Genomic DNA, 22,859 nt, shown 5'->3' with positions numbered 1-22,859 from the left:
CCTTAATAAGGAATAATCATGCAGAACACGGCTAGATTTAAGACTTTTGTTCAGGAGTTTACTCGTTTAATTGATGTTGTTGGTCGTGATGAGCAAAAAATCTTTATAGCTGGCAAGGCTCTTCTTCAAAACCTTATTCGCCATGATGACTGGTTACCAGAAGAGTTTTCCGAAGCATCTCCTAATCAATATCAGCAGTTTCTATTGCACTGTGATCCATTGGAGCGCTTCTCGATAGCGAGTTTTGTATGGGGGCCAGGGCAATTAACACCTATTCATGATCATACTGTATGGGGAATGGTAGGCGTTATGCAAGGTGGTGAAATTTGTGAAGAGTTTGCTGTCGATCAAGAAAGTGGGCAGCTTGTTGCTGCCGGTCAGCATACATTGCATGTCGGGGATGTTGATTTAGTTTCCCCTGCTGTAGGTGATATTCATCGAGTCTCAAATGCTTTAAGTGATGATGTGTCTATTAGTATTCATATATATGGCGCCAATATTGGTGTGGTTAGCCGACATACCTATGAGGCCAACTCACAAGAGGTACAGTCTTTTATTTCGGGTTACACAAACCCAGTTTTGCCCAATATTTGGGGTTAAGGCTAATGAGTCAAGAAAGTGTGAGTATTGGATTGAGTAACCCGAAGAGCCCAACGAATGTGGGGGCTGTTATGCGTGCAGCGGGTTGCTATAGAGCAAGTTCGGTTTTTTACACGGGGGAACGCTACTCCCGTGCGGCGAAATTTAATACTGATACCAAAAGTGTGCGCAATAATATCGCTCTAATGGGAGTTGATTGCTTGTTAGAGCATGTGCCTGCTGGCTCAAAAATTGTTTGTATTGAGTTGGTAGAAGGGGCGACTGCATTACCCGAATTTCAGCATCCTGATAAAGCATATTATATTTTTGGACCTGAAGATGGCTCATTGGATCAGCAAGTTGTTGATTGTGCTGATGCTGTTGTATATATCCCGACGGTGGGGTGTATGAATTTAGCGGCTACTGTCAATGTTGTGTTGTACGACAGGCTTGCTAAATCCTCTTCGGTTGTTGCAGGCGATGAATTAATCCGACAAAGCAGAGATACTAATAATAAAGTAAAGATTAGTGCTTTGACTACAGGGTGAAGCTGTATATAATTACCCTAGCTTGAAAGTTCGACTTATATTTATGTGTTCCATTTCGATGTTCTTTGTTGAGTGCTCGTTCTGTTTTCATAAGTAATAGCAAAATTTCCAGCTTCATAGCCTTAGCATTAAGCGACGGCATCCATGATTCATGAATTAACAGGATATTATTATGTCTACAACTACTGGCACAGTAAAATGGTTTAACGAAGAAAAAGGTTTTGGTTTCATCGAGCAGGAAAACGGTCCAGACGTATTTGCTCATTTCCGTGCTATCGCTGGTGACGGTTTCAAAACTTTGGCTGAAGGCCAAAAAGTTGAGTTTACTGTTACTCAGGGCCAGAAAGGTCTTCAGGCAGAAAACATCGTAGCACTTTAATGTGCTATGCAGCCTATGTTGATTTGATATAGGTTGCTCTTCCATTTATTTGGAAAGAGAAAGTAGAGGGTAAGCTTAATTGTCTTACCCTTTTTTTTTGTTTGTTAATTAAGTTAATTAAGTTAATTAAGTTAATTAAGTTAATACAAGTTCATTGGCAATTCGTTTGAGTTTTTTTGTTTGCTGGTTTGGGTAGAAGAGCGTATATGCTACCTTTTTGCTTCATTTCTCCTGCTAGTTTTTCAGCTCTGCTTCCTCTCCCAAAAAACATATCTGCCCGCACTGGGCCATTAATGGCACCGCCAGTATCTTGTGCGAATACCAAGCGTTGGTAGGGTTCTTCAGTGCCTGGTAATGTTGTGCTTACCCAAAGTGGAGTGCCTAATGGGATGATTTTTCTGTCTACGGCAGCGCTACGTTCTGGTGTGAGTGGGACATTAAGAGAGCCTCTAGGGCCAAACTCTAGGTCGTGCCTCATTGTAAAGAATACATAGCTAGGATTTTGGTTTTTTAATGCTTGAGCTTTACCCGGGTTTTCCTTCAGCCACTGATTGATTGTATCTAAAGAAACTTCTTTGCGTGTTAACGCGCCTGTTTCAATCAGTTTTTTTCCAATGGCGACATAAGGGTGGCCATTTTGGTTTGCATATCCTACGCCAACCATACTTCCATCTTTTAGCTGTACTCGGCCAGATCCTTGTATGTGTAGAAAAAAAGCTGCATCGGGATCATCAACCCAAAGTAACTCTTCCCCTTTAAGGGGGGAGTTTTCTTGGTCTATTTCTGCACGTGTGTAATAAGGAATAACAGTATTACCAACAGTGCGACCACGAACGCGTTTTCCTTTTAGTTCCTTGAAGCGTGAATCAAGCTTAATTATTAGCATGTCTTTTGGTGTTTGATATAGAGGATAATTGTACTGATGGCTTGGTTCTAAGCTGCCCTTGAGTGTTGGTTCATAATAACCTGTTATCAGCCCTTCATTTACTCCTGCCGTACCTATGATGTTATGAGGAGTGAAGTTGTCTTCTATGAAGCGGCGAAGCTCTTCGTCTGATGATGATGTTAGAGATTTTGCTGCAGAGCAAATATTATTCCATTCGGGTGTTTTTTTACTGAGTTTTGGGCACTGGCTAAATAATGCAGGAAGCGCTTCTTTAAAAGAGTCCTGTTGCCAGCCATTAAGTTGATTCCAGCAGATAGCTTTATTGATGCCTGGTGGCTGTGGTGTGCTTGAGGTGCAGCCGTACAGTAAGAAAGTTATACAGCTGGCGGTAATTATTTTGGGTGACAGTATGCGGCAGGCCACGCGGGTAAGCATGTGTATATTCCTATAAATCTATCTTAGGCCTGCATCTTGCTTGCTTATTAAACGCTATGCAATAGCGAGCGCAAAAACAACTGGTTGGTTGCCGGCTTTGGTAAGGCGCTTTGTCTATTTGTGTTGTTTTAGCCTGCATGGATACAGGGCTTGTGCGTATTTTAGTGAGCTCAGAGCTTGCAGAAAAAGGACATTATGTTTGCCGTAACTACTTAGGTGGGGCAACTCATGGCCGTTTTTATATTGATATTCTAAGAGGTAGCTAATAATGATAATTGAACAGAGTATGGTCACGATGAGTGCTGAGCATCATAAATCTGAATCAATCAGTTATGTACGGCGGGATAACCTTACCGATTTTGGAGAGCGCTTTACGTTAGCACAGTCTGCTTTACAGGGGGTGCCAGTTCCTGAGGATCAATTGAGTAAGAATGATAGCTCAACAGCACCATCAATTTTAATAATGACTAATCATGGCTTGGAATTTAGAGAGACGCAGAATGAAGAGGCTGCAGAACTGCAGCAAAGTTATACGCAAGCGCGGTTGTTCAAAGCTCTGTTTGAAGCGATTACGGGAAAAGAATTGCCCGTAATAGAGGATGTGCTATCGAGTAGCGAAGGGCTGAGTGCTGATTCTTATGTTGCAGGTAGAGTGCAAAATTCTGCTGCGACAGCGTTTCTGTCTGAAGAAAAAACAATTCAGTTGACTGTTAGTATCTCAGAATCGGTTGAGGAGCATGAGCTAACACGTTTTAGTGCGGCAGGAGTTGTGAAAACAGCAGACGGGGCAGAGATATCGATAAATCTTGATATGTCTATGGAGCGCCAGTACTCGGCAACACGAGAAATGAGCTTTTCGCAGGAAGTTAGGTTTAAAGATCCGTTGTTACTTAATTTTGATGGACAGGCTTCTGAGCTTTCCGAATCCTCATTTGAATTTGATATTGATGCTGATGGAGAGGTGGAGTGGTTAAGTTATCTAGAAAGTTCAAGTGGATGGTTGGGGTTAGATAAGAATGACAACGGTGTTATAGATGATGGTTCTGAATTGTTCGGGGGGCTTACTGGAAGGGGGTTTGAAGAGCTTCGCCAATACGATCAAGATGCAAATGGTTTCATTGATGAAGGCGATGAGATTTTTAAAGACTTATTAGTATGGAACAAAACACTAGAAACAGATGAGCTTCTCTCATTGGCGGAGAGTGATGTTGGTGCAATTTTTACAGGCTCTGAAGAGACACCTTTTGATTTAAAAGGTAAAGATAACAGGGTGCTGGGCAGGGTGGCTGAGACCGGTTTTTATATAGCTGAATCAGGAGGGGTTGGCTCTGTGCAGCAAGTAGATATGGCGGTGTAAGCTTGAGTGAATGTTTCAGGCCTAACGTGAAGTTGTGTACCTGAAAAGCAGATAATCCGGTAAACTCCTTTTGATTGTAATCATAAGGAGTTTTTATGTCGGGTCTATTCAGACGGATGTGCATTTTAGTCTGCTCTAGTGTGGCATTGACGGTACCTTTGCTGACCGCAGCTGAAGAAAATAGGGTGGGTCTTGAGCAAATGAAATTGGCTACTTCAGTTGGGGCTCGCTGTTCGGGGTTCTATGATGGCATGTTTGCTCTGTTGCACAATTTATCTCAAGGGAGTGATGTGCAAGCATTAGGTGTCGTTAAAGGGAATTGGGAAGGGCTAGATAAGCGCTATGTATTTCGACAATCTACATCTGCAATGTTGATGACGGGTATTTTCATTAAGCAGATGAACCAGAAGTTCACGTCTGAGCAACGTTTTTCTTTCCAAAGCTTTAGTCAAGACTATGTATCAAGTCGAAAAGCAGCAATGAGCTGGAAAGATGATGAAAATTACAACACTGAGTTGGGGCAGCAGCGACAGCAGTGCGAGCATATTTTGCAAATAGCTATGCGTAACGGTACTTTAAATAAACAAATGATAGATGGTGCGATGCAGAAAAGGTCTATAGCCTTAGGTGTTGATCTTCAAGCTACAGATTAAAATACGGCAGCTGCCATAGGGAACTGCCGTTTCTTATGGCTTAAGCGAAATGCTTAGCTTCTTCACGGCGAGCATGAGTTGCACCAACGCGACACCCATAAACACCTACCTCACCTTTCCAGCGCGTCCATTCTGCGAACTGGCTGATTGCATCAAATATTTGAGCAATTGAAGATGTTTTTTCTTCTAGCGAGTTGTCGAATGCGCCCATTGCTTGCAGTTCTTCTGCAATACGACGGTCATCATCAGCAATACCAGTGAATTTCATACTCATGATTTAACTCCAGTCAACGATTTTCTTAGACTAAAGTTTACGCCTTTATTGTGCGCCGCACAATAGAAAATTCGTTGTTATTTTAGACCTTCTGCTAATAGAGCATGAATGCCTTCTATATCTTTCTCAGAAAGCTTATCCTCAGGGATTGTATCTTTCAGTCCTTGATTTAAACGGTCAAAAAACTGCTCGGGTTGGTTGTCAGTGTCGGCGATAGCAAGGCTTACATGGCCGAGTAAATAGCTTGAATAAAAGCGTCGGTCATCATCGCCTTGTAGTTCTTGTTGAAGAAGCCAATTGTAAAGTGCGTCACCATTGGTATTTGGCATATTAGAAAGTTTCCATGGATTTTAATTTTAGGGCGTAAACTTTACCATCGCCTTCAATTTGTTTGAGTTTGATAATCATGTAGTCGAGCGAGGGGGCGTACCATATATAGGTTTTTCGGGAAGCTTTTGGGCCTCTATCCATTTCAACTTTAATCGTATCAAATTCGCCTAAAGGAGATTGTATTTTTTCTGAGCCGATAATTTTAAAGTCGTACTCTTTGAGGCGGCCACCGTCGGCTATTTTATAATTAAAGGGGCCTTTCTTTCCTGCTTTAAGGTCTAAGCGCATTTGTAGCTGATAGCTTAGCTTATCTTGGGTATTGGTAGGAATTTCCATTTTCCAGGGTTTATCGTCGACATTATTTTTAACGCTCATTCCAGGCCAGTTAAATGCTAATTTTGCTTCTCTTTTCTTTCCTAAAACTAGCTTTTTGTAATGATATTTTTGTGGCACCACGGAAGAGTCGTTGAAGGTTACTGTGCTTTTCTCGTCTATGGAGGCAATAAAGGCGCTAGCATAAGTGCGAAATAGCCACTGACCATCGGGAGCGCTTGACAATGAGCGTTCCACTTCTCCTTTTAGAGCGATTCCGGCATCCCACTCGGATGCATAGATGGCTTTAAAGGGGGGAACTGGAGGAATCTTGCTTGCCGCTGCTTGTGTTGAGGTGAAAAGCGCTGATACAAGCAATACCCTAAATAAAGAAGGCATAATAATGGTCCTTAAATAAGCTTAAGCTTCGTACCCTAGTCTGAAACCAGAATTGTCTAAAAGTTCATCATCTAGATGTATCCCGTTTTCTGAAAAATGAACTCGGTTCGCACAAATCCATTCAACAGCTAAAGGGTAAGCGACATGCTCGCGCTTATGGACTCTGTTTTGTAAGCTTTCTTCATTATCTTCAGTAACGATAGGTACAACTGCCTGAACAAGTAGAGGGCCGCCATCAAGTTCTTCTGTGACAAAATGAACTGTACAGCCGTGTTCTTTATCGCCCGCTGCAAGTGCGCGTTTGTGCGTATGCAGACCTTTATATTTAGGTAGTAATGACGGGTGTATGTTAAGCATGCGTCCAGAAAAATGTTGTACAAAAGCAGGTGAAAGAATCCGCATAAACCCGGCAAGAATTACAAGATCTGCTTGGTGTGCATCAATGCATTGGCGTACTTCATCATCAAACATTTCTCGTGAGGCGAATGCCTTATGGTCGATGTGCGTCGTTGGGATTCCTGCTTTTGTTGCGCGCTCAAGCCCGTATGCGCAGGCTTTATTGCTTATAACCTGTACGATCTGGCCGTTTATACGGCCAGAGTCGATTGCATCCATTATGGCTTGCAGGTTAGAGCCGCTTCCCGAAATCAGTACTGCAATCCGTTTCAGGGACATGGTTTTACTCCGCGTCGCTTAACTCTACTTGCTCTTCACCATCTTTGGCAGCATCTATACGGCCAATAACCCATGCATCCTCACCAGTCTCTTTAAGAAGATTAATGGCTGTATCAGCATGATCAGCGGGGACGCAGATTACCATACCTACACCGCAGTTAAATGTGCGATACATTTCACGCGATTCAACGTTGCCAGCTGATTGAAGCCACTGGAATACGCCAGGTAATGTCCACGAGTCGGTATTGATTACGGCTTTAGCGTTATTGGGTAATACGCGTGGAATATTTTCAAGTAAACCACCGCCCGTAATATGAGATAATGCATTTACTTGGCCATTCTTTAATAGGTTAAGTACAGACTTAACGTAGATGCGAGTGGGTTCAAGTAAGGCGTCTTTTAGTTTGCTGCCTTCGATATCCTGATTTAGATCTGCATCAGATACATCAATGATTTTTCGAATCAGAGAATAGCCGTTTGAATGAGGGCCAGAAGATGCCAATCCAATGAGTGTATCGCCAACACTAACTTTACTACCGTCAATGATGTCAGACTTTTCAACAACGCCTACGCAGAACCCTGCAAGATCGTAATCATCGCCTTCATACATGCCTGGCATTTCGGCAGTTTCGCCTCCAACCAAAGCGGCGCCAGAAAGCTCACAGCCTTTGCCTATGCCGGTGACGACATCAGCAGCCATGTCGATGTTGAGTTTGCCTGTAGCGTAGTAGTCGAGAAAAAATAGAGGCTCAGCACCTGCAACAATAAGATCGTTGACGCACATGGCGACTAAATCAATACCTATTGTGTCGTGTTTTTGCAACTCCATAGCAAGGCGCAATTTTGTGCCAACACCATCAGTCCCAGATACAAGAACAGGCTGTTTATAGCCCTCAGGGATTTCGCACAGTGCACCAAAGCCGCCGAGACCACCCATGACCTCAGGGCGAGCTGTGCGTTTTGCAATATTTTTAATTCGATCAACTAATGCATTTCCTGCATCAATATCAACGCCAGCATCTTTGTAACTCAGGGGTGTTTGGTCAGAACCAGTAGACATGCAATGCAACCTTCCAGACAGGGTGAAATAACAGTGAAAAAATATGCGCTGCATTCTAACAGGTTGCGGGAGTGGCGGCTATTGTATGTTAAAATTTTCAGTTTGAAAAAAGCGTTTGGTGAAATCACAAGGCATGCAAATCATTCGTAACTACGTTGTTATCTTATTTATAGCGTTGAGTATCTTTACAGCGCCGTTGGCTCAAGCGCAATTAATAGAAAATTTATATCGAACTGAGCTGATAGTGTCTGATCGATTAACACGTCCAGATGAGGCTTCTTTGCGGCTAGGGCTAAAGCGAGTGTTGGTAAAGGTTAGCGGTACAGCATTAGCTACACATATTGTGGATGAGGTGGTCACTGAACCTAAGCGTTATTTAAGAGAGTTTCAGTTTGAGTCTACTTTTCAGGTTCGAACTGATAAACAGGGTAATGATTACCTTGCACAACGTTTATTGTTGATATTTGATCGTGCGGGAATAGTTCAGTTACTACAAGCCAATAAAATGGTTCCTTTAGGGAAGTATAGGCCGCGATTACTTGTGTGGTTATTGGGTGATGAGGATGCCGAGTTAGTAAGGCTTAGGAATGACCTAGAAGATTATGCGCAGAGGGTCCAATTTCCTATGCAGTTATTAGTAGCAAAAGAGTTAGGCCTTAATAAGAGAGAGCAAAGTGGTAAGCCTTTGTTTGAGAAAATACGCACTCGTTCTTTAGCATATGGAACAGCACTAATCATTGTTGTCTTTTCGGATCCGGTTAAAGGATTAGGTTGGTCAGTAATTGATAAATCAGCGTTGAATAAAATCAAATGGAAGTTTTTGGAAGGCGCTTTATCAGAGCAGATATCACTCACTTTTACTGCGTGGATTGAAGCGTCAGGAATAAAAATTGATGATGCAAATAATTTCAATGTAAATTCTCACCAGATAACAGTGACAAGAGTTAAAAATCTGGCAGACTATGCAGCAATTATGGAATATATCCGAGCGTTGCCTTCCATTGAGTCAATACAGGTCACGTCAATGAATAATCAAACTTTGACTTTGAGTTTTCAGAGTCAGCTGGATAGTTCTGCACTATCACGTTTGCTTAGCTTGGATCGGCGCATGTTGTTAATGCGGCCCTTGGAAGTAGAAGTAGCTGATTCTTTACGTTGGGGCTGGTTTGGTACACGAGGTAGGTAGGTTTTAATGGATAAATTTCTGACTTCACAGCGTGTCTTTTTATTGCTGATTGTTATCATCGCAGGGTTTTTATTATATTTATTAGGGCCAATCTTGTCGCCATTTCTAGTAGGGGCGCTGTTGGCTTACTTAACAGATCCACTTGCTGATCGGCTTGAGGATGCTGGAGTAACGCGCACAGTGGCGGTAGTTATTGTATTTGTCATTCTCACCACTTTAGTTACTCTTTTGATACTGTTATTTATACCTAAGCTGAGTCATCAAATTCAAGTGGTGATTCATCAGGTCCCTGCTGTTATTGCGCTTTTCGAAGAGAAGGCTATTCCAGCGATTCAGGCATTTTTAGGGGACGGTATATCGTTTGGTGATATGGAGTCATTTAAAAAGCTTGTTGCGAGCCATTGGGAAAAAACGGGTGACATTATGGCGCAGGTTGCTTCCGGAATTACTCGTTCTGGTTTGGCTGTTGTCGGCTGGATTGCGAACCTAATGCTTATACCGGTAGTGACATTTTACTTATTGCGTGATTGGGACGTAATGATGGAAAAAATTGAGCGCTTATTACCACGAAGTATTGAGCCTGTTGTTTCTCGTTGGGCAAAAGAAAGCGATGAAGTTTTAGGTGCTTTTATCAAAGGGCAGTTGTTAGTGATGATGACACTCGGTGTTGTCTATACGCTAGGTTTGTGGATGGTTGGGCTAGATTTGGCGTTATTGTTAGGAATGCTTGCTGGCCTAGCAAGTATTGTTCCTTACATGGGTTTTTTAGTCGGCATAGTGGCAGCAAGTATTGCTGCTTATTTGCAGTTCCATGATCCTATTATTTTGTTGTGGGTTTTTGCTGTTTTTGGTGTGGGTCAAGCATTGGAGGGGACAGTCTTAACACCTTTGATGGTGGGTGATAAAATCGGATTACATCCAGTGGCAGTAATTTTTGCCATTATGGCGGGGGGGCAGTTATTTGGTTTTGTTGGCGTGTTGATAGCGCTTCCTGTTGCTGCTGTTATTATGGTATTTTTGCGTCATGTTCATGATGGGTATAAAAACAGTCATTTGTATGGTGATACTCCCGTTGATCTAATAGAAGATGAACTATTGCAAGAACAGGATGTAGGCATAGATGAACAGCGCTAGTGCGCCACAGCAGCTTCCTTTGGGTGTAACTCTTAGGGATGATGCACGATTTGAGAATTACCAAACGGGTGATAATGGGCTCGTATGCGAGATGCTCCGTCAGTCGGCAGTAGGTGAAGGCGAGCCTTTTTTGTATATTTGGGGCGCTCAAGGAACGGGTTGCTCTCATTTATTACAAGCAGCATGTCATGCTGCGGAACCTAGAAAAAGAACCGCTGTTTACCTTCCGTTGAATGAGTTGTTAAGTTTAAGTCCTGTTATTCTTGAAGGGATGGAGCATTTAGACCTTGTTTGTGTCGATAACGTGGAGGCTGTTGCAACATTGCCCGAATGGGAAGAAGCTTTGTTTCACTTGTATAACCGGATTCGCCAAGAACAAAACACGTTGATCGTTGCTGCACACTCTGCTCCTAGACAACTGAGTATCAACTTACCAGATCTGGTATCTCGCCTTAGTTGGGGGGCTGTTTTTAGTGTCGTGGCGCTTCATGATGAAGATAAAATCCAAGCCATACAGTTACGTGCAAAAATTCGAGGCATTGATCTAGCAGAAGATGTGGCTCGTTATCTTGTTCATCATGCTAGTCGAAGTATGAATGACCTTTGCCTCATGCTTGATCGTTTGGATAAAGCATCTCTAATGGCGCAAAGAAAAGTCACTATTCCATTTATAAAGCAAGAAATGAACTGGTAACTTTTATTAGTGGTTAGTCATTTAGGTCTTTATTCTCCCGTTTTGATAATTATTAAACACATATTGATTACCAGTAAGGATTGGCGTTATGTCTAACGATGAGAAAAATAAAAAACGTGATTTTTTATTACGTGATAAAGAAGAGCAGCAGGCATTTTTGGAGCAAACATGGTGCGACAAATGCCAAGAAGCTGATTTAGGTATGCATACACCGCTTGAGTATGAACTAGATGGCACTATCTATATTGAAGGGACTTGCTCAAAGTGTGGCGAGCAAGTCTTTACTGAATTAACTGATGATGAGCTTTAGTTAATTATTCCTATTGGTTTTTAATGATAAGGCTTTGATGTGTCGGCATTTGATAATCGTTTTGGTGGCTCCCGTCGTTTATATGGCATAGAGGCTGTTGAGCGCTTCCGTGATTCTCATATATGCGTAGTGGGAATTGGTGGTGTTGGTTCTTGGGTTGCTGAAGCATTAGCGCGCTCGGGTATCGGTGAAATCACATTGATTGATCAAGATGATATTTGTGAAACAAATATTAATCGACAAATCCATGCTTTAGACGGCTCTATTGGGCAATCAAAAGTATCGGTAATGGCTGACCGCATACGGTTAATTAACCCAGAATGCCTTGTTCATGAAGAGCATGCTTTTGTTAACAGTGAAAACATCCCTGATTTAATGCAGGAGTGTTTTGATTATGTGGTTGATGCAATTGATAGTGTTAGAGATAAAGCAGCGCTAATTTCGTACTGTAAGCGTGCCAAAATCCCTATGGTAGTCGTTGGTGGCGCAGGAGGGCAGCTTGATCCTGTTTGTGTCAGTGTGGCGGATTTGTCTAAAACTTATAATGACCCACTGGCGGCTAAAGTACGCTCAGTATTGAGGCGTCATTATGGATTCAATAAAAACGGGAAAAAGTTTGGCGTCGAGTGCGTGTATTCGACAGAACAACTGCGTTACCCACAACCAGATGGTACGGTATGCGGTCAGAAAATGATGTCTGATGGGCAAACTAAATTAGATTGTGATGGTGGTTTTGGTGCGGGAGCGGTCGTGACTGCTTCATTCGGGATGGTGGCAGCATCAAGAGTCCTCAATAAAATTAGACTAAAGGTAAGTACTGCCTAGATTTATTAAAGCTTAACAAAAACTGAAGATAAGACTATAATTCATCATAATTATTGAATTTAGTTCGTTAGCCGTCGTTTTGAACGAATGATGCTGAAGATGTGAATTTACGTCATTTAGCTATTTTGAGAGACTTAATATGCTTCGGTTCAACCACACTTACCATATGCCACGCGCTACTGCTGGGGGCTTTAAAGGGGTCCCCACAAGCAGTATTAACACGTATTGCCTTCTTGACCACAGTGATACTATCAACGATGTTGTCACTGAATCCGAATTGCGGTTGCTTGCTGAATGGTCTGTGCCTGACTTGATTCATATTTTAAACCAACCTGAAGAAAACATTGATAAGCATGCGGATGATTATGTACGTTTTCATGAGCGTGCAGGACGTGTTATTGAAGCTTTATTAGGTAATGTGAAAACGGATTTATTAACCGTGCGTTTTGGTGTCGGTGGAATCGTTTCAGATTTAAATGTTCCGTTTGAACTAAATGAAGAGTTTTTGAGAAGCTTATGGCGACATGAGCGACCTATTAGTCATTGGGTACGAAAAGAATACAATGATTTGATGAGTGTCGCTGTTTTAGGCCGTCCTTATGCTTTGGCTGCTGCGTCGATCGATGTACAGCAAATCAGTGGTATGACGCGAATAGTAGCTATTGAAAATCAATGTTATGACGCATACCTTCGTCAGATTTATTTACGAGCCTTTAACCTTTATGGCGTTTTTCCGCTTGCTCATGATGAACTGGGTATCAGAGGCGTTGATCCTTGGATGCAGGTGGCTGCGGGTAAAGATATATCACCCTCTGCATGTACTGGAAGGCAGCTGCAGTTGTTTGCGCGTCGACAGTTTAGAGATTTTAAGGTTCCATTTGAAGTTTATTCAATTCTAAAACATCTCCCGCTACGACTGGGTATTTCTGAAAGGTTGGCTTTAACTGACTGGGCTAGTTTGTTGCAAGAAGAGTTGTCTGCTTCATGGCTAAGAGGCGAGTCTGGAGACTGGATTGAAAAAGCATTGAATTCAATCACCGACTCAGAAAGCTCAGATGCTCAAGGTTACATGTTCGGAGCGTAACCCTGCTGTTTTTTACTAGTGATTTATTATCGTCATTGTTACGTTATCTTATGTCGCTGTGCTGTTGCTGTTAACGATCTGAGACTCTTCCGCGCATTTCTTTAGTTTTACCTCGCTTGCTTTTGCTATCTAGCCTTCTTGTTTTGGAACCTTTGGTGGGTTTGGTAGGTTTTCTTGCTTTTTGTGGCGTTGTTGCACTTTTAATCAGTTCTAGTAAGCGTGCTAAAGCTGCGTCTTTGTTTTTCTCTTGAGTGCGGTATTGCTGTGCTTTAATCACAACGACACCTTCTTTGTTGATTCTTTGGTCGTTTAGATTGAGCAGCTGTTGTTTGTAATAGTCTGGTAATGACGAGGCTGCGATATCAAAACGAAGATGAATGGCGCTAGATACTTTATTGACATTTTGTCCACCGGCTCCTTGCGCACGAATGGCTGTTAATTCAATTTCATCGTCAGGAATCATGACATGATTAGTTATTTGGAGCACGTAAGCTTGCCTTTAAGAGGTACATGAGATTTGATGACTGATTGTTAATTGCATTCTCCAAGCCGTTTTCCGCTCCATGATGTTTTCATCTCCATTTTCATGCCTTGCATCGACATTGTCATTGTCATGTTGCCCTTCATGCTCGCATTATTTACCTTCATGCTGCCATGGCCTACCATGAGGTTGCCTTCTACGCTGCAGCTCATATCCCATTTAATGTTTTTTCCGCTCACTCGGACACTATCAGCTTTGCAAGTGCCGCCACTTTGTTTTGCGAAGTGTTCAGCGCTGATTGTTTTCTCACGAATACACTCAATATCTTTACTAACAATAGGTTGTGGCATCATTGGCATTGAGGCTTTGCTTGTTATCTCCCATTTCCCTGCATTAAATGGCAGACTTTCTGCCGCATGAGCTTGGCTAGTAAAAGGGATTAAAGCGCTGGCTATATACAGGGGTAGAAGTAATGCTTTCATGGTATTTCCTTATTTTTACTTATCGTGTTGCTGAATTTTACTAGATAGTCGGCAAAAAATCCCAGCCTGCGTTACAGGCGGCTAATAGAAAATTAGTATTAGATTGTATTGCGACCAATTAGCGACAGGTTATATCGGTTTGCGTATAATGGCGCGTCTTTTTTGTCTGAGTTCGGAGAATCGCTATGTCTCATACAGTTGTGTGCGCCCTTTATAAATTTGTTGTGCTTGATGACTACCAGGAACTGCGTGTGCCTTTGTATGATGTTATGAAAAGTAACGGAGTCCGAGGTACGTTACTGCTCGCTCAGGAAGGGATTAATGGCACCGTTTCTGGAACGAGAGAAGCGATAGATGCACTATTAATTTGGCTAAAATCTGATGAACGTTTAGCGGATATTGATTATAAAGAATCTCTACATGAGCGTCAGCCGTTTAAGAGAACTAAAGTAAAACTCAAAAAAGAAATAGTTACTCTAGGCGTTGAGGGCATTGACCCTAGAAGAGTGGTAGGAACGTATGTTGAACCCAAAGACTGGAATGCATTAATTAGTGATCCGGATGTAGTGCTGGTTGATACCCGTAATAACTATGAGGTGCAAGTAGGTACATTCCGAGATGCTGTTAATCCACAGACTGATAGTTTTCGGGAATTCCCAGAATATGTTAAGCAGAACATGAGCCCTACAAAACAGAAAAAAGTAGCTATGTTTTGTACAGGCGGTATTCGTTGTGAGAAATCAACTGCTTATATGAAAGAGCAAGGATTTGATGAGGTTTATCATCTTAAAGGCGGCATTTTAAAATATTTGGAGGAAGTTCCGCAGGAAACATCGTTATGGGAAGGCGAGTGTTTTGTGTTTGACGATAGGGTTACAGTTAACCATCAGCTCCAAAAAGGCCAGTATGATCAATGTAACGCATGTCGTATGCCGATCACAGAAACAGATAAATCCAGCGATCAATACGTATCCGGTGTTAGTTGTCCGCATTGCTACGGCAAACACAGTCCCGAACAAATTGAGCGTTTTGCTCAGCGTGAGAAACAAATGCAGTTAGCGACAGAAAGGGGTGAAGGCCATATCGGTGATGCGGCGGTGATGACGATGCAAGAACGTCGTGACGCTAAACGCGTTGCTCGAGAGCGTATGTTAGCAGAACAAAAAAAATGTAACGGATAACTGCTTGTTAGGAGCTCCGGAAAATTTTTAATGACTTAGTATGAATAAGTTCGCCCTGTTTAAGGAGTTCAATGCAGATTTATAGGTTGCTGGGCACGGTTAATACCTCGCTTGAAAAATGTTACTTAGTAGAAAAATTAACCTTGTTAGGGTGGGTGGTATTAACTCAGAATGAAAATGATGTGTTGCTTAAGAAAGATAAAATTCAATTAAGCATTGAAGGTGAGAGCACGCTTTTATTAAACGCAAGTTTCAAAGGTAAGCCAGAAGATATATCTGAAGTTATTCAATGCTTGGATAGCTATGCTGACTACTATGCATTAGATTTATTTGGTGATTCTGCGCGTCTTGTTAGACGCTTTATTAAGTGAAGGGCGAAAAACGTTAGATTATTTTTAAATAACTGATAACAAGCCTCTTCAGCTGTGCTATAACTTTTAGAAAGTAATTTTAGTTTGGAGATGTAAATGACGGACCCTGAAGATCAGCAGCAGCGTCGCTTCGAGTGTTTGTTATCGGCTGTCGATCAGATAGTCGTAAGCTTAAGTAGCGCCGGTGAAGTGCTTAGAGTTAATGCTGGGGGGGCTACATGGTTAAACGCTGACGCCATGCTTAGAAGAACTTTTTCTTCATTATTTGCAGATGAAATTGCTGCATATATATCAGGTATGATCGAGCAAGCTGTACGCAGTAATCAACCTCAAAAATTAACTATTTCTATGAAGCCAGAGCACTCAATTCATTGGCGTGAGCTTGGTTTAGATAGCGCGCAAGTTTGGGATACTACGATAGTTGCTGTGAGCGACACCGAGTTGATGTGGGTAGCGCGAGATGTTTCATTGTCTAAGCGTAATGAGCAAAAGCTTTTTAAGCAGGCGCAACGTGACCCCTTAACGGGCGCGTATAACCGTAGGTCTCTCCTGACCATTCTTGATCATTCTGTAGCACAAGCACAGCGTTACGATTGGGTGTGTTCCTTCTTATTGATTGATGTTGATAATTTCAACCAGATAAACGATCAATACAATTGGGATGTTGGAGACAAAGTGCTACAGCAGTTCGTTAAAGCTATGCATGGTTTTCAGCGTACGGCAGACTTTTTCGCTCGTTTTTCTGATGACAGATTTGTTATGTTTTTACCGGAAACGAATAGGGAGCAAGCTTTGCTTGCAGCAGAGCGTGTGCGCAAGTTGGCTGCTGAACAACAAGTGCCTTGCATCGCAGCTGACGGAAGTGAGAGCTTTTTGAACTTTACTGTGAGTATTGGTGCTGCTTCATTAATCAATGAGCAGGACACGCCTGAAAGTATTTTAAAAAGAGCGGAAGAGAATTTATTTATAGCAAAACAGAGTGGCACTAATCGAATCGAAGGAGAGTCCAGCTAGTACTTTTGGATGCTTGTCGCTTAGATTATTAAACAATGTTCTCTGGCGTTCTTCTCCGGCGCCAGATCGCTCCACCTGAAAAGATAATCAATGCAACCCAAATCATTGCGAATGTTACAAAATCGCCCTCGTCAAAGGGTTCGTTTAAAATAAGAACCGCGCTTAATAACTGAAGTGTGGGCGCAAGATAGGTCATAAAACCAAGCAGAGTAAGACTAAGCCTGTGCGCAGCGGCTGAAAAAGCTAGTAAAGGTAGCGCTGTAAGTACCCCTGCAAGTACGAGTAATACCCCATCTATATTGAAGCTAAAATGCTGCTCTCCTTGTATCGTTAGCCATATCCAGTAAAGGACCGCAAAAGGGAGTAGAAGTATGGTTTCAAGCATAAGTCCTGTGACTGTATCAACTTGTGTTTTTTTTCGCACTAGCCCATAAAATCCAAAGCTAAAGGCTAACGTTAGAGCAATCCATGGGAACTCCCCCATACCGAAAACTTTGTAAGCGACGCCTAATGACGCTAATAGAATGGCCACTTTTTGATAAACAGCCAGTGATTCTTTAAAGAAAAGAACGCCTAAACATATCGCAACCAGTGGGCTGATAAAATATCCTAGGCTAGCATCAACAGCACGGTTTACGCTGACCGCCCAAATATACAGGCACCAGTTCGCAGCAATCAAAAGCGAAGAGCAGAAAAGTGCTAACAATAAACGGCGATTTAATAAGGCTGCTTTCGCTCGAGACCAATGTTTGGTCAGGGTAAGAATGATGGCGACAAATAGAAAAGACCAAACAACGCGGTGCAGTAATACTTCGGTGGCTGGAATGTGTTTTAACAGGCTGAAAAAGAGTGCAAAGCCGCCCCACATAGAATAGGCAAATAGGGCAAGCAATAAGCCGCGGTTAGACTCTGTCACAGTGAGCATCCCTTTGATTAAAAACGAATTCTAACAGCAATGTCTAATACAGCAAGGAAACAGATTGTTGTCTAAAAGTGCTTTAGACAAATTGTAATATGAAAAAGTCGTACCGTGTAGGAGAGGACACACCTCGCTTGTGCAAGCGAGGTGTCTCGATTATAACGTAATGATGTCAGGGTGACGTTTTAAGCAATCAATCATTGCTTGCATCTCAGTCTCGGTCCCAATGGTGATACGTAAGTGGTTATCAATACCTGGACGACTGAAGTGGCGAATTAAAATTTGGTTAGTCCTAAGAAAACCCATCAATTCGGCAGCTGCTATATAGCGATGTGATGCAAATACAAAATTTGTCTTGGAAGGAATAATCTTAAAGCCTAAGGACTGCAGTTGTTGGTTAGTCCATTCCCGCATTTTGATGATTTTTTGAGTGGTTTCGACAAAGTAGTCATCATCTTTAATAGCGGCAATGGCGGTTACTTGCGCAAGCATATCTAATGGGTAAGAGTTGAAGCTGTTTTTAACACGCTCCAAGCCTTCAATCAATTCACTGTTACCGATTGCATATCCAACACGCATTCCCGCTAATGAGCGAGATTTAGACAGCGTTTGAATAACTAATAAATTCGGGTACTGATCAACCAGTTTGATAGCCGTTTCTGCGCCAAAGTCCACGTAAGCTTCATCGACGACAACGACGGTTTCAGTGTTTTTCTTTAGCAGTGCTTCAATTTTTTCTAGCGTAAGTGCTCTGCCGGTAGGGGCATTAGGGTTCGCAAAAATAATACCGCCATTGGTTTGAGCATAGTCGTCTAGAGCAATGCAGAAGTTATCTTGTAAGGGTATATGCTTTGCTTCAATGCCATAGAGGTTGCAGTAAACATCATAAAAGCTATAAGAGATGTCCGGCATTAGTAGCGGTTCAGACTGGCGGAAAAAAGCCATAAAAGTATGCGCTAGTACTTCATCAGAGCCATTACCCACAAAAACTTGCTCAGTTTTCACATTGAAATAATTAGCCAATGATTGCTTAAGAGCTGATGCGTCAGGATCGGGGTAAAGACGTAGACGGTCAGTATCAAACTGCTGGATTGCTTCTACCACCATGGGAGATGGCGGGAAGGGGTTTTCATTGGTGTTCAGTTTAATAATGTTGCTACCCTTTGGCTGCTCACCCGGTACATAGGGAGTCAGGTTTTGGATCGCTTCACTCCAGTATTTGCTCATGGCAATCACTCATATATAGTGCTGGGGAGCTATTATGCTGCCCGTTAAACAGGAGAGCGGAGCATAGCAAAAAAGCGACACGCTGAACATTGACTCAGGGGTAGTTTTTATTTTTCTAGTTTTCAGTTTCGTTTCAGTTTCAATCTTTAAAGTAAGCCACGTCAAGCAATGATGACGTAGCGATAAAGTACGTAGCAGTGACTCCGTAAGGTTGATGTAGTTGCTGATGGTAAATAAGGTTTGGTGGTCTAAACTCTAGATAACCTAAACTATTGAGAAAATTAGCTTTAGTTGTATGTACATAGTTAAAACGGGACATGCATGAAATAGAGTGAAGTAAAAAAACTAACTCATAGTAACTAAAAACAAAAAATAATTTGGAGCATTTAAAATGAAAAAAGCAAGCTTAACGACAGCATTACTTATTGGAGCATCAGCCGCTATTTTAAGCACAGGTGCGGTTGCAGGCCCTAACAGTCAGCTTAAAGTTTCTGAAACAGCTTCTGCTGAAGTTCAGGCTAAAGTTCAGGGTTGGTTGGCAGGAGACAAGCTTCGTGGCCGTAAAGATAAATGTTTTGGTATTGCCTTAGCAGGTGAGAATGATTGTGCTGCCGGTGCTGGTACAAGCTGTGAAGGTACATCAACTAAAGATTTTCAGGCTAATGCTTGGACATATGCTCCTAAAGGTACGTGCGAGTCTATCGTAACACCTGGTGGAACAGGTTCTCTTGAAAGTTAATGAACAAACCCCGCTTCAGCGATCTGTCTGTGCTGATGCTAATTTAGGTGCCGGCCTGGGTTTAAAGGCTGAGCACCTTGATGATATTTTGGCATTACAGTGTGAGAAAAATGCTTTAGCTGGTAGTCAATTGTGGTTTGAAGTTCATACCGAAAATTATTTTGTAGCAGGTGGCCCTCGATTAGCTTACCTCAGGGCCGTCCGCGAGAACTTTGATCTTAGTTTTCATGGCGTGGGAGGCTCTCTTGGCTATGACCACCAATCTATGCCAGAGCATATTAAGCAGGTAAAAGCGCTAATAAATGAGTTTCAACCTGCGCTTGTCTCAGAGCATGCTGTTTGGTCTCGTGCTGGTGGAGCATATTTTGCTGACCTGATGCCTTTGCCAAGAACTGAAGATGCGCTTCGGTCTTTAATTGAAGGAGTGGATAGATACCAAGCAGGTATTGGGCGACGTATTTTAATCGAAAACCCTAGCAATTATCTGGATTTCATTAGCGAGATGGATGAACCTCAGTTTTTAGTAGAGGCGGCTCAGAGAAGTGGATGTGGGCTGTTAATTGATATCAATAACTTGTATATCAGCAGCAAAAACACAGGTATTGACGCCCGGCATTATTTGTCAATGATCCCTGCTGATCTGGTGGGAGAGATTCACATAGCGGGCCATGACCCTGACCCTGAATTAGGTCAAGCTTTATTAATTGATAGCCATGCCTCTGAAGTAGATATGTCGGTATGGGCGCTGCTAGAGCATGCTCTGTCTATATTTGGACATAAGCCTGTTTTGGTTGAACGGGATGCAAATATACCGCCGTTTGCCGAGTTGATGCGTGAGCGCCAAACAGCACAAGTCTATTTAGATCAGTTGAAAACTAATGTGTTATCTGTCGATGCATGCGTAAAAGGAGGCCGCTAATGGCTGTAAGCTCTTACATTGATGCTTTTTCCGTTTACTTGCGAACAGGTGATGTGAGTAGGATGAACGACTTTTGTATTAACGTTGAAGACTTAAAGCGTATGTCTGTCTACCGTAATGGTTTTTACAAAGGCTGTATTGATGCATTAGCTGCAAATTTTCCTATGTGTGAGAAATCGATAGGGAGTGATAATTTTAAAAATATAGCTCGACTTTATGTCGATCATTACCCGCCAGAAAAAGGCACCTTGGTAGGTTATGGACTGAACTTTCCTGACTTTGTAGAGGATTTTATTGCCGAGTTAGAAAAGCAGCCTGAGGAGCTAAAGCTATCGTCAACCTTGGTTGATTTGGCGCTTTTAGATTATGCATGGTTACTGAGCTTGATGAGTGCTGATGCTACTCAGGCTCTGACAGCTGAAAAAGTCACGTGGCTTATGAATGAAGGCTGCGATTTTACTCAGTCAGTAGTGCAATTAAACGCCAGTGTTGGTCTTCTTCGGGTAAGTGTTGGCACGTTAGATGAGTGGATTGGATTAAAAACTAACTCAAATGAAGTTGCTCAACAAGAGATCAGTATCAGCGAATCAGCGCTAAGTGATAAGTCGTCATTTTCTGATCTAGTGATGTTTTGGCGTGTGCACGGTTCGGTACAGGTACGTGCTCTTTCTGCTCCTGAGTGGGCCGTTATGCATGCTTTGCATGGAAAGGGTGGAGTGCTGGAAGAGGCGTTTGATGCAGCTTTAATGCTGGATCCCAATTTTGATGTGAGTGATTTTTTTTCAGCCTGTATACAAAATGAAATATTAGAAACTGATATGGCCCGGTCTGAGTCGTAAATAATAAATAAGGAATGAGTATGGGTATGGTGTACAAGCTCAGAGAGCTATATTTGAAAATGGGTCAACAGTTAACACGGTATATAGAGCCGCTGGCATTGTTTTTCCTCCGTTTTATGGTTGCTAAAGTATTTTTAGACTCAGGGCTGAGTAAGTGGGATAGTTTTTTAAAGTTCAATGTCGATAAATATGATCTATTTATGTATGAGTTCTTTTGCCCCGATCCGGTAAGGGACGGCGCGTTACAGCTTTGTAACCCTGAAACGCTGGAGTATGTGGAAGGCTCGTTTGTGGTGAGAATGATTGAGCTGTTGGCTGTTTTTGCTGGAATCGCGGAAGTCGTGTTGCCCGTATTGCTCATCATCGGTTTGCTATCTCGTTTTGCTGCGTTTGGTCTTATTGGGATGACAATGTTTATCCAATTAGCAGTGTTCCCGACATGGGACCATTGGATTAACCCTGCATCATGGTGGGCCGTGTCGTTATTGGTTATTGTTGCTCGTGGCCCTGGATTTTTGTCTATTGATAGATTACTTGGTTTAGATGCAAAGCCAACGCTAGCTAAGTGATTTCATGAACGGATAAAAGCACCTGACATATCGTTGTCTGGGTGCATTTTTTCGATTGTGTTGTTAAGGCATTTTATTAAAATAATCTATGTAGAGAGTAAGCCGCGCCCGGTTAACACTTCTTTTACAGCAAACATCCCATTAAGAGCAGCAGGAAAGCCTGCGTATACCGACATTTGCAAAACGGTTTCTTTTATTTCTTCAGGAGAACAGCCCACATTTAATGCTGCGTTGATGTGAACTATTAATTGAGGTCGGCAATTACCCATTGCTGTTAGTGCTGCAACGGTGGCTATTTCCCTTGATTTTAAATCTAAACCTGGTCTTGAATAGATGTCACCGAAAGGATACTCAATAGTGTAACGTGCCAAGTCGGGGCAAATATTCTGCAGGCTTTGGATGACATTATGTCCTGCTTCTCCATCAATCTCTTCCAGTTTATCTAAACCAACAGCATATCTTGATTTGTTCATTGCCTTGCTCCGTTTGGTGGGTAATTGAGGCAAGGTTACAAGTTAGAGCTTACTCTAGGTCAAGAAGTTTTATGAAGTATGTAATATTCAATTTTCTCATCGAGGGCGGCTAGGTGCTGAATCTCACTTTCAATACGAGATTTTAATTTAGCGCGATGTTGCTCAAGTAATGTTTGGCGCTCTTGATTCGTACTTTTACCCAATGCTCTTAGCTTTGCGTACGCTAAAATACTTTCTAGAGGCATTCCTGTTTGTTTTAGTCTAAGAATAAATGTGACCCATTCTAGGTCTTTTTCTGTGAAAAAGCGGTGGCCGTTTGAACTGCGATGGATGTGATTGAGAAGGCCAATTTTTTCATAATATCTTAGAGTATGGGCTGATAGGGCTGTGCGTGCAGAAAACTCTTTCATATTCATCGAGAATATCCTTATGTTGGCAACATTGTGTAATGAATGTGAAAAATACCCCTAGGTAGTTTTTGATTAAGTAGCTATAGAAAAAGGATGTTGTGACATAGGTTGCTGA

At 42.2% G+C, this 22,859-nt stretch carries 31 protein-coding genes; 19 read left to right on the top strand and 12 right to left on the bottom strand.

Annotated elements, in window-relative coordinates; all coding sequences use genetic code 11:
- The first annotated feature begins 18 nt into the window (after nt 1-18).
- The 3 genes from QZZ55_RS04740 (at nt 19) to QZZ55_RS04730 (ending at nt 1,506) form a co-directional block, all read left to right on the top strand.
- On the top strand, nt 19-600 hold the full coding sequence (locus QZZ55_RS04740) for a cysteine dioxygenase (RefSeq protein WP_293265860.1): 582 nt from the start codon (nt 19-21) through the stop codon (nt 598-600).
- Between the two features lie 5 nt (nt 601-605).
- On the top strand, nt 606-1,127 hold the full coding sequence (locus tag QZZ55_RS04735; RefSeq protein ID WP_293265858.1) for an RNA methyltransferase: 522 nt from the start codon (nt 606-608) through the stop codon (nt 1,125-1,127).
- Nucleotides 1,128-1,299: 172 nt separating this feature from the next.
- Nucleotides 1,300-1,506: a cold-shock protein gene (locus QZZ55_RS04730; RefSeq protein ID WP_028468790.1), complete on the top strand. Its 207-nt coding sequence runs from the start codon at nt 1,300-1,302 to the stop codon at nt 1,504-1,506.
- Between the two features lie 151 nt (nt 1,507-1,657).
- Here the strand turns inward: QZZ55_RS04730 and QZZ55_RS04725 are convergent, their stop codons facing one another.
- On the bottom strand, nt 1,658-2,827 hold the full coding sequence (locus QZZ55_RS04725) for an MltA domain-containing protein (RefSeq protein WP_293265853.1): 1,170 nt from the start codon (nt 2,825-2,827) through the stop codon (nt 1,658-1,660).
- Nucleotides 2,828-2,937: 110 nt separating this feature from the next.
- On the opposite strand from QZZ55_RS04725, the gene QZZ55_RS04720 reads away from it, so the two are divergent.
- From QZZ55_RS04720 to QZZ55_RS04710, 3 genes are all read left to right on the top strand, one after another.
- On the top strand, nt 2,938-3,093 hold the full coding sequence (locus QZZ55_RS04720; protein ID WP_293265851.1) for a hypothetical protein: 156 nt from the start codon (nt 2,938-2,940) through the stop codon (nt 3,091-3,093).
- Between the two features lie 2 nt (nt 3,094-3,095).
- The gene (locus QZZ55_RS04715) at nt 3,096-4,184 is read left to right on the top strand and encodes a hypothetical protein (RefSeq protein WP_293265849.1); all 1,089 of its coding nucleotides are present in this window, start codon (nt 3,096-3,098) and stop codon (nt 4,182-4,184) included.
- 95 nt (nt 4,185-4,279) lie between these two features.
- Complete coding sequence (locus QZZ55_RS04710) at nt 4,280-4,837, top strand: hypothetical protein (RefSeq protein WP_293265847.1); 558 nt, start codon at nt 4,280-4,282, stop codon at nt 4,835-4,837.
- A gap of 40 nt (nt 4,838-4,877) precedes the next feature.
- Here QZZ55_RS04710 and QZZ55_RS04705 read toward each other — a convergent pair whose 3' ends face one another.
- The 5 genes from QZZ55_RS04705 to purM form a co-directional block, all read right to left on the bottom strand.
- A complete protein-coding gene (locus QZZ55_RS04705) occupies nt 4,878-5,111 on the bottom strand; it encodes a hypothetical protein (protein ID WP_293265845.1) in 234 nt (77 codons plus the stop codon).
- A 77-nt stretch (nt 5,112-5,188) separates the two neighbouring features.
- Nucleotides 5,189-5,440: a YfcL family protein gene (locus QZZ55_RS04700; protein ID WP_293265843.1), complete on the bottom strand. Its 252-nt coding sequence runs from the start codon at nt 5,438-5,440 to the stop codon at nt 5,189-5,191.
- A gap of 1 nt (nt 5,441) precedes the next feature.
- A complete protein-coding gene (locus tag QZZ55_RS04695; RefSeq protein ID WP_293265841.1) occupies nt 5,442-6,152 on the bottom strand; it encodes a DUF3108 domain-containing protein in 711 nt (236 codons plus the stop codon).
- A gap of 21 nt (nt 6,153-6,173) precedes the next feature.
- Nucleotides 6,174-6,827, bottom strand: coding sequence for a phosphoribosylglycinamide formyltransferase (gene purN / locus QZZ55_RS04690; RefSeq protein ID WP_293265839.1), 654 nt, complete (start codon nt 6,825-6,827; stop codon nt 6,174-6,176).
- A 4-nt stretch (nt 6,828-6,831) separates the two neighbouring features.
- Complete coding sequence (purM, locus tag QZZ55_RS04685) at nt 6,832-7,887, bottom strand: phosphoribosylformylglycinamidine cyclo-ligase (protein ID WP_293265837.1); 1,056 nt, start codon at nt 7,885-7,887, stop codon at nt 6,832-6,834.
- 133 nt (nt 7,888-8,020) lie between these two features.
- Here purM and QZZ55_RS04680 point away from each other — a divergent pair, with 133 nt between their 5' ends.
- The 6 genes from QZZ55_RS04680 to QZZ55_RS04655 all read left to right on the top strand — a co-directional run bounded on the left by QZZ55_RS04680 (nt 8,021) and on the right by QZZ55_RS04655 (nt 13,120).
- Nucleotides 8,021-9,073, top strand: coding sequence for a DUF2066 domain-containing protein (locus tag QZZ55_RS04680; RefSeq protein WP_293265835.1), 1,053 nt, complete (start codon nt 8,021-8,023; stop codon nt 9,071-9,073).
- A gap of 6 nt (nt 9,074-9,079) precedes the next feature.
- Complete coding sequence (locus tag QZZ55_RS04675) at nt 9,080-10,207, top strand: AI-2E family transporter (RefSeq protein WP_293265833.1); 1,128 nt, start codon at nt 9,080-9,082, stop codon at nt 10,205-10,207.
- A complete protein-coding gene (gene hda, locus QZZ55_RS04670; protein WP_293265831.1) occupies nt 10,194-10,901 on the top strand; it encodes a DnaA regulatory inactivator Hda in 708 nt (235 codons plus the stop codon). Before QZZ55_RS04675 ends, hda begins: the two co-directional genes overlap by 14 nt.
- A gap of 88 nt (nt 10,902-10,989) precedes the next feature.
- Nucleotides 10,990-11,211, top strand: coding sequence for a hypothetical protein (locus QZZ55_RS04665; protein WP_293265829.1), 222 nt, complete (start codon nt 10,990-10,992; stop codon nt 11,209-11,211).
- A 39-nt stretch (nt 11,212-11,250) separates the two neighbouring features.
- A complete protein-coding gene (gene tcdA / locus QZZ55_RS04660; protein ID WP_293265827.1) occupies nt 11,251-12,036 on the top strand; it encodes a tRNA cyclic N6-threonylcarbamoyladenosine(37) synthase TcdA in 786 nt (261 codons plus the stop codon).
- Between the two features lie 139 nt (nt 12,037-12,175).
- Entirely contained in the window at nt 12,176-13,120 is a 945-nt protein-coding gene (locus tag QZZ55_RS04655; protein WP_293265826.1) for a hypothetical protein, read from the top strand.
- A 70-nt stretch (nt 13,121-13,190) separates the two neighbouring features.
- Here the strand turns inward: QZZ55_RS04655 and arfB are convergent, their stop codons facing one another.
- On the bottom strand, nt 13,191-13,607 hold the full coding sequence (arfB, locus tag QZZ55_RS04650) for an alternative ribosome rescue aminoacyl-tRNA hydrolase ArfB (RefSeq protein WP_293265824.1): 417 nt from the start codon (nt 13,605-13,607) through the stop codon (nt 13,191-13,193).
- Nucleotides 13,608-13,651: 44 nt separating this feature from the next.
- A complete protein-coding gene (locus tag QZZ55_RS04645) occupies nt 13,652-14,083 on the bottom strand; it encodes a DUF3617 family protein (protein ID WP_293265822.1) in 432 nt (143 codons plus the stop codon).
- 185 nt (nt 14,084-14,268) lie between these two features.
- On the opposite strand from QZZ55_RS04645, the gene QZZ55_RS04640 reads away from it, so the two are divergent.
- From QZZ55_RS04640 to QZZ55_RS04630, 3 genes are all read left to right on the top strand, one after another.
- Nucleotides 14,269-15,264 carry a rhodanese-related sulfurtransferase gene (locus tag QZZ55_RS04640; protein ID WP_293265820.1) on the top strand — a complete coding sequence of 332 codons (996 nt, stop codon included), beginning with the start codon at nt 14,269-14,271 and terminating at the stop codon, nt 15,262-15,264.
- A gap of 71 nt (nt 15,265-15,335) precedes the next feature.
- On the top strand, nt 15,336-15,635 hold the full coding sequence (locus QZZ55_RS04635; RefSeq protein ID WP_293265818.1) for a hypothetical protein: 300 nt from the start codon (nt 15,336-15,338) through the stop codon (nt 15,633-15,635).
- Between the two features lie 96 nt (nt 15,636-15,731).
- Complete coding sequence (locus tag QZZ55_RS04630; RefSeq protein ID WP_293265816.1) at nt 15,732-16,649, top strand: GGDEF domain-containing protein; 918 nt, start codon at nt 15,732-15,734, stop codon at nt 16,647-16,649.
- A 28-nt stretch (nt 16,650-16,677) separates the two neighbouring features.
- On the opposite strand, the gene rarD is transcribed toward QZZ55_RS04630, so the two are convergent.
- Nucleotides 16,678-17,565, bottom strand: a complete 888-nt coding sequence (gene rarD / locus QZZ55_RS04625) for an EamA family transporter RarD (protein WP_293265815.1) — start codon at nt 17,563-17,565, stop codon at nt 16,678-16,680.
- Nucleotides 17,566-17,724: 159 nt separating this feature from the next.
- A complete protein-coding gene (gene hisC / locus QZZ55_RS04620; RefSeq protein ID WP_293265813.1) occupies nt 17,725-18,795 on the bottom strand; it encodes a histidinol-phosphate transaminase in 1,071 nt (356 codons plus the stop codon).
- A 391-nt stretch (nt 18,796-19,186) separates the two neighbouring features.
- Between hisC and QZZ55_RS04615 the strand changes: the two genes are divergently transcribed.
- Genes QZZ55_RS04615 through QZZ55_RS04600 form a run of 4 tightly spaced genes read left to right on the top strand, consistent with a single transcriptional unit; the run spans nt 19,187 to nt 21,861 of the window.
- Nucleotides 19,187-19,534, top strand: a complete 348-nt coding sequence (locus QZZ55_RS04615) for a DUF2282 domain-containing protein (RefSeq protein ID WP_293265811.1) — start codon at nt 19,187-19,189, stop codon at nt 19,532-19,534.
- On the top strand, nt 19,524-20,453 hold the full coding sequence (locus QZZ55_RS04610; RefSeq protein ID WP_293265809.1) for a DUF692 domain-containing protein: 930 nt from the start codon (nt 19,524-19,526) through the stop codon (nt 20,451-20,453). The genes QZZ55_RS04615 and QZZ55_RS04610 overlap by 11 nt, the downstream gene beginning before the upstream one ends.
- Nucleotides 20,453-21,292, top strand: a complete 840-nt coding sequence (locus QZZ55_RS04605; RefSeq protein WP_293265807.1) for a DNA-binding domain-containing protein — start codon at nt 20,453-20,455, stop codon at nt 21,290-21,292. The genes QZZ55_RS04610 and QZZ55_RS04605 overlap by 1 nt, the downstream gene beginning before the upstream one ends.
- A gap of 26 nt (nt 21,293-21,318) precedes the next feature.
- The gene (locus QZZ55_RS04600; protein WP_293265805.1) at nt 21,319-21,861 is read left to right on the top strand and encodes a DoxX family protein; all 543 of its coding nucleotides are present in this window, start codon (nt 21,319-21,321) and stop codon (nt 21,859-21,861) included.
- An 86-nt stretch (nt 21,862-21,947) separates the two neighbouring features.
- Here QZZ55_RS04600 and QZZ55_RS04595 read toward each other — a convergent pair whose 3' ends face one another.
- Nucleotides 21,948-22,334, bottom strand: coding sequence for a carboxymuconolactone decarboxylase family protein (locus QZZ55_RS04595; RefSeq protein WP_293265803.1), 387 nt, complete (start codon nt 22,332-22,334; stop codon nt 21,948-21,950).
- A 59-nt stretch (nt 22,335-22,393) separates the two neighbouring features.
- Nucleotides 22,394-22,750, bottom strand: a complete 357-nt coding sequence (locus QZZ55_RS04590) for a MerR family transcriptional regulator (protein ID WP_293265801.1) — start codon at nt 22,748-22,750, stop codon at nt 22,394-22,396.
- Between the last annotated feature and the right edge of the window lie 109 nt (nt 22,751-22,859).

The sequence above is a fragment of the Neptunomonas sp. genome, from assembly GCF_016744175.1.
In the GTDB taxonomy this organism is placed as follows: domain Bacteria; phylum Pseudomonadota; class Gammaproteobacteria; order Pseudomonadales; family Balneatricaceae; genus Neptunomonas.
Note: the sequence above shows the minus strand (reverse complement) of the source record. Positions and strands in the feature narration are given on the sequence as shown.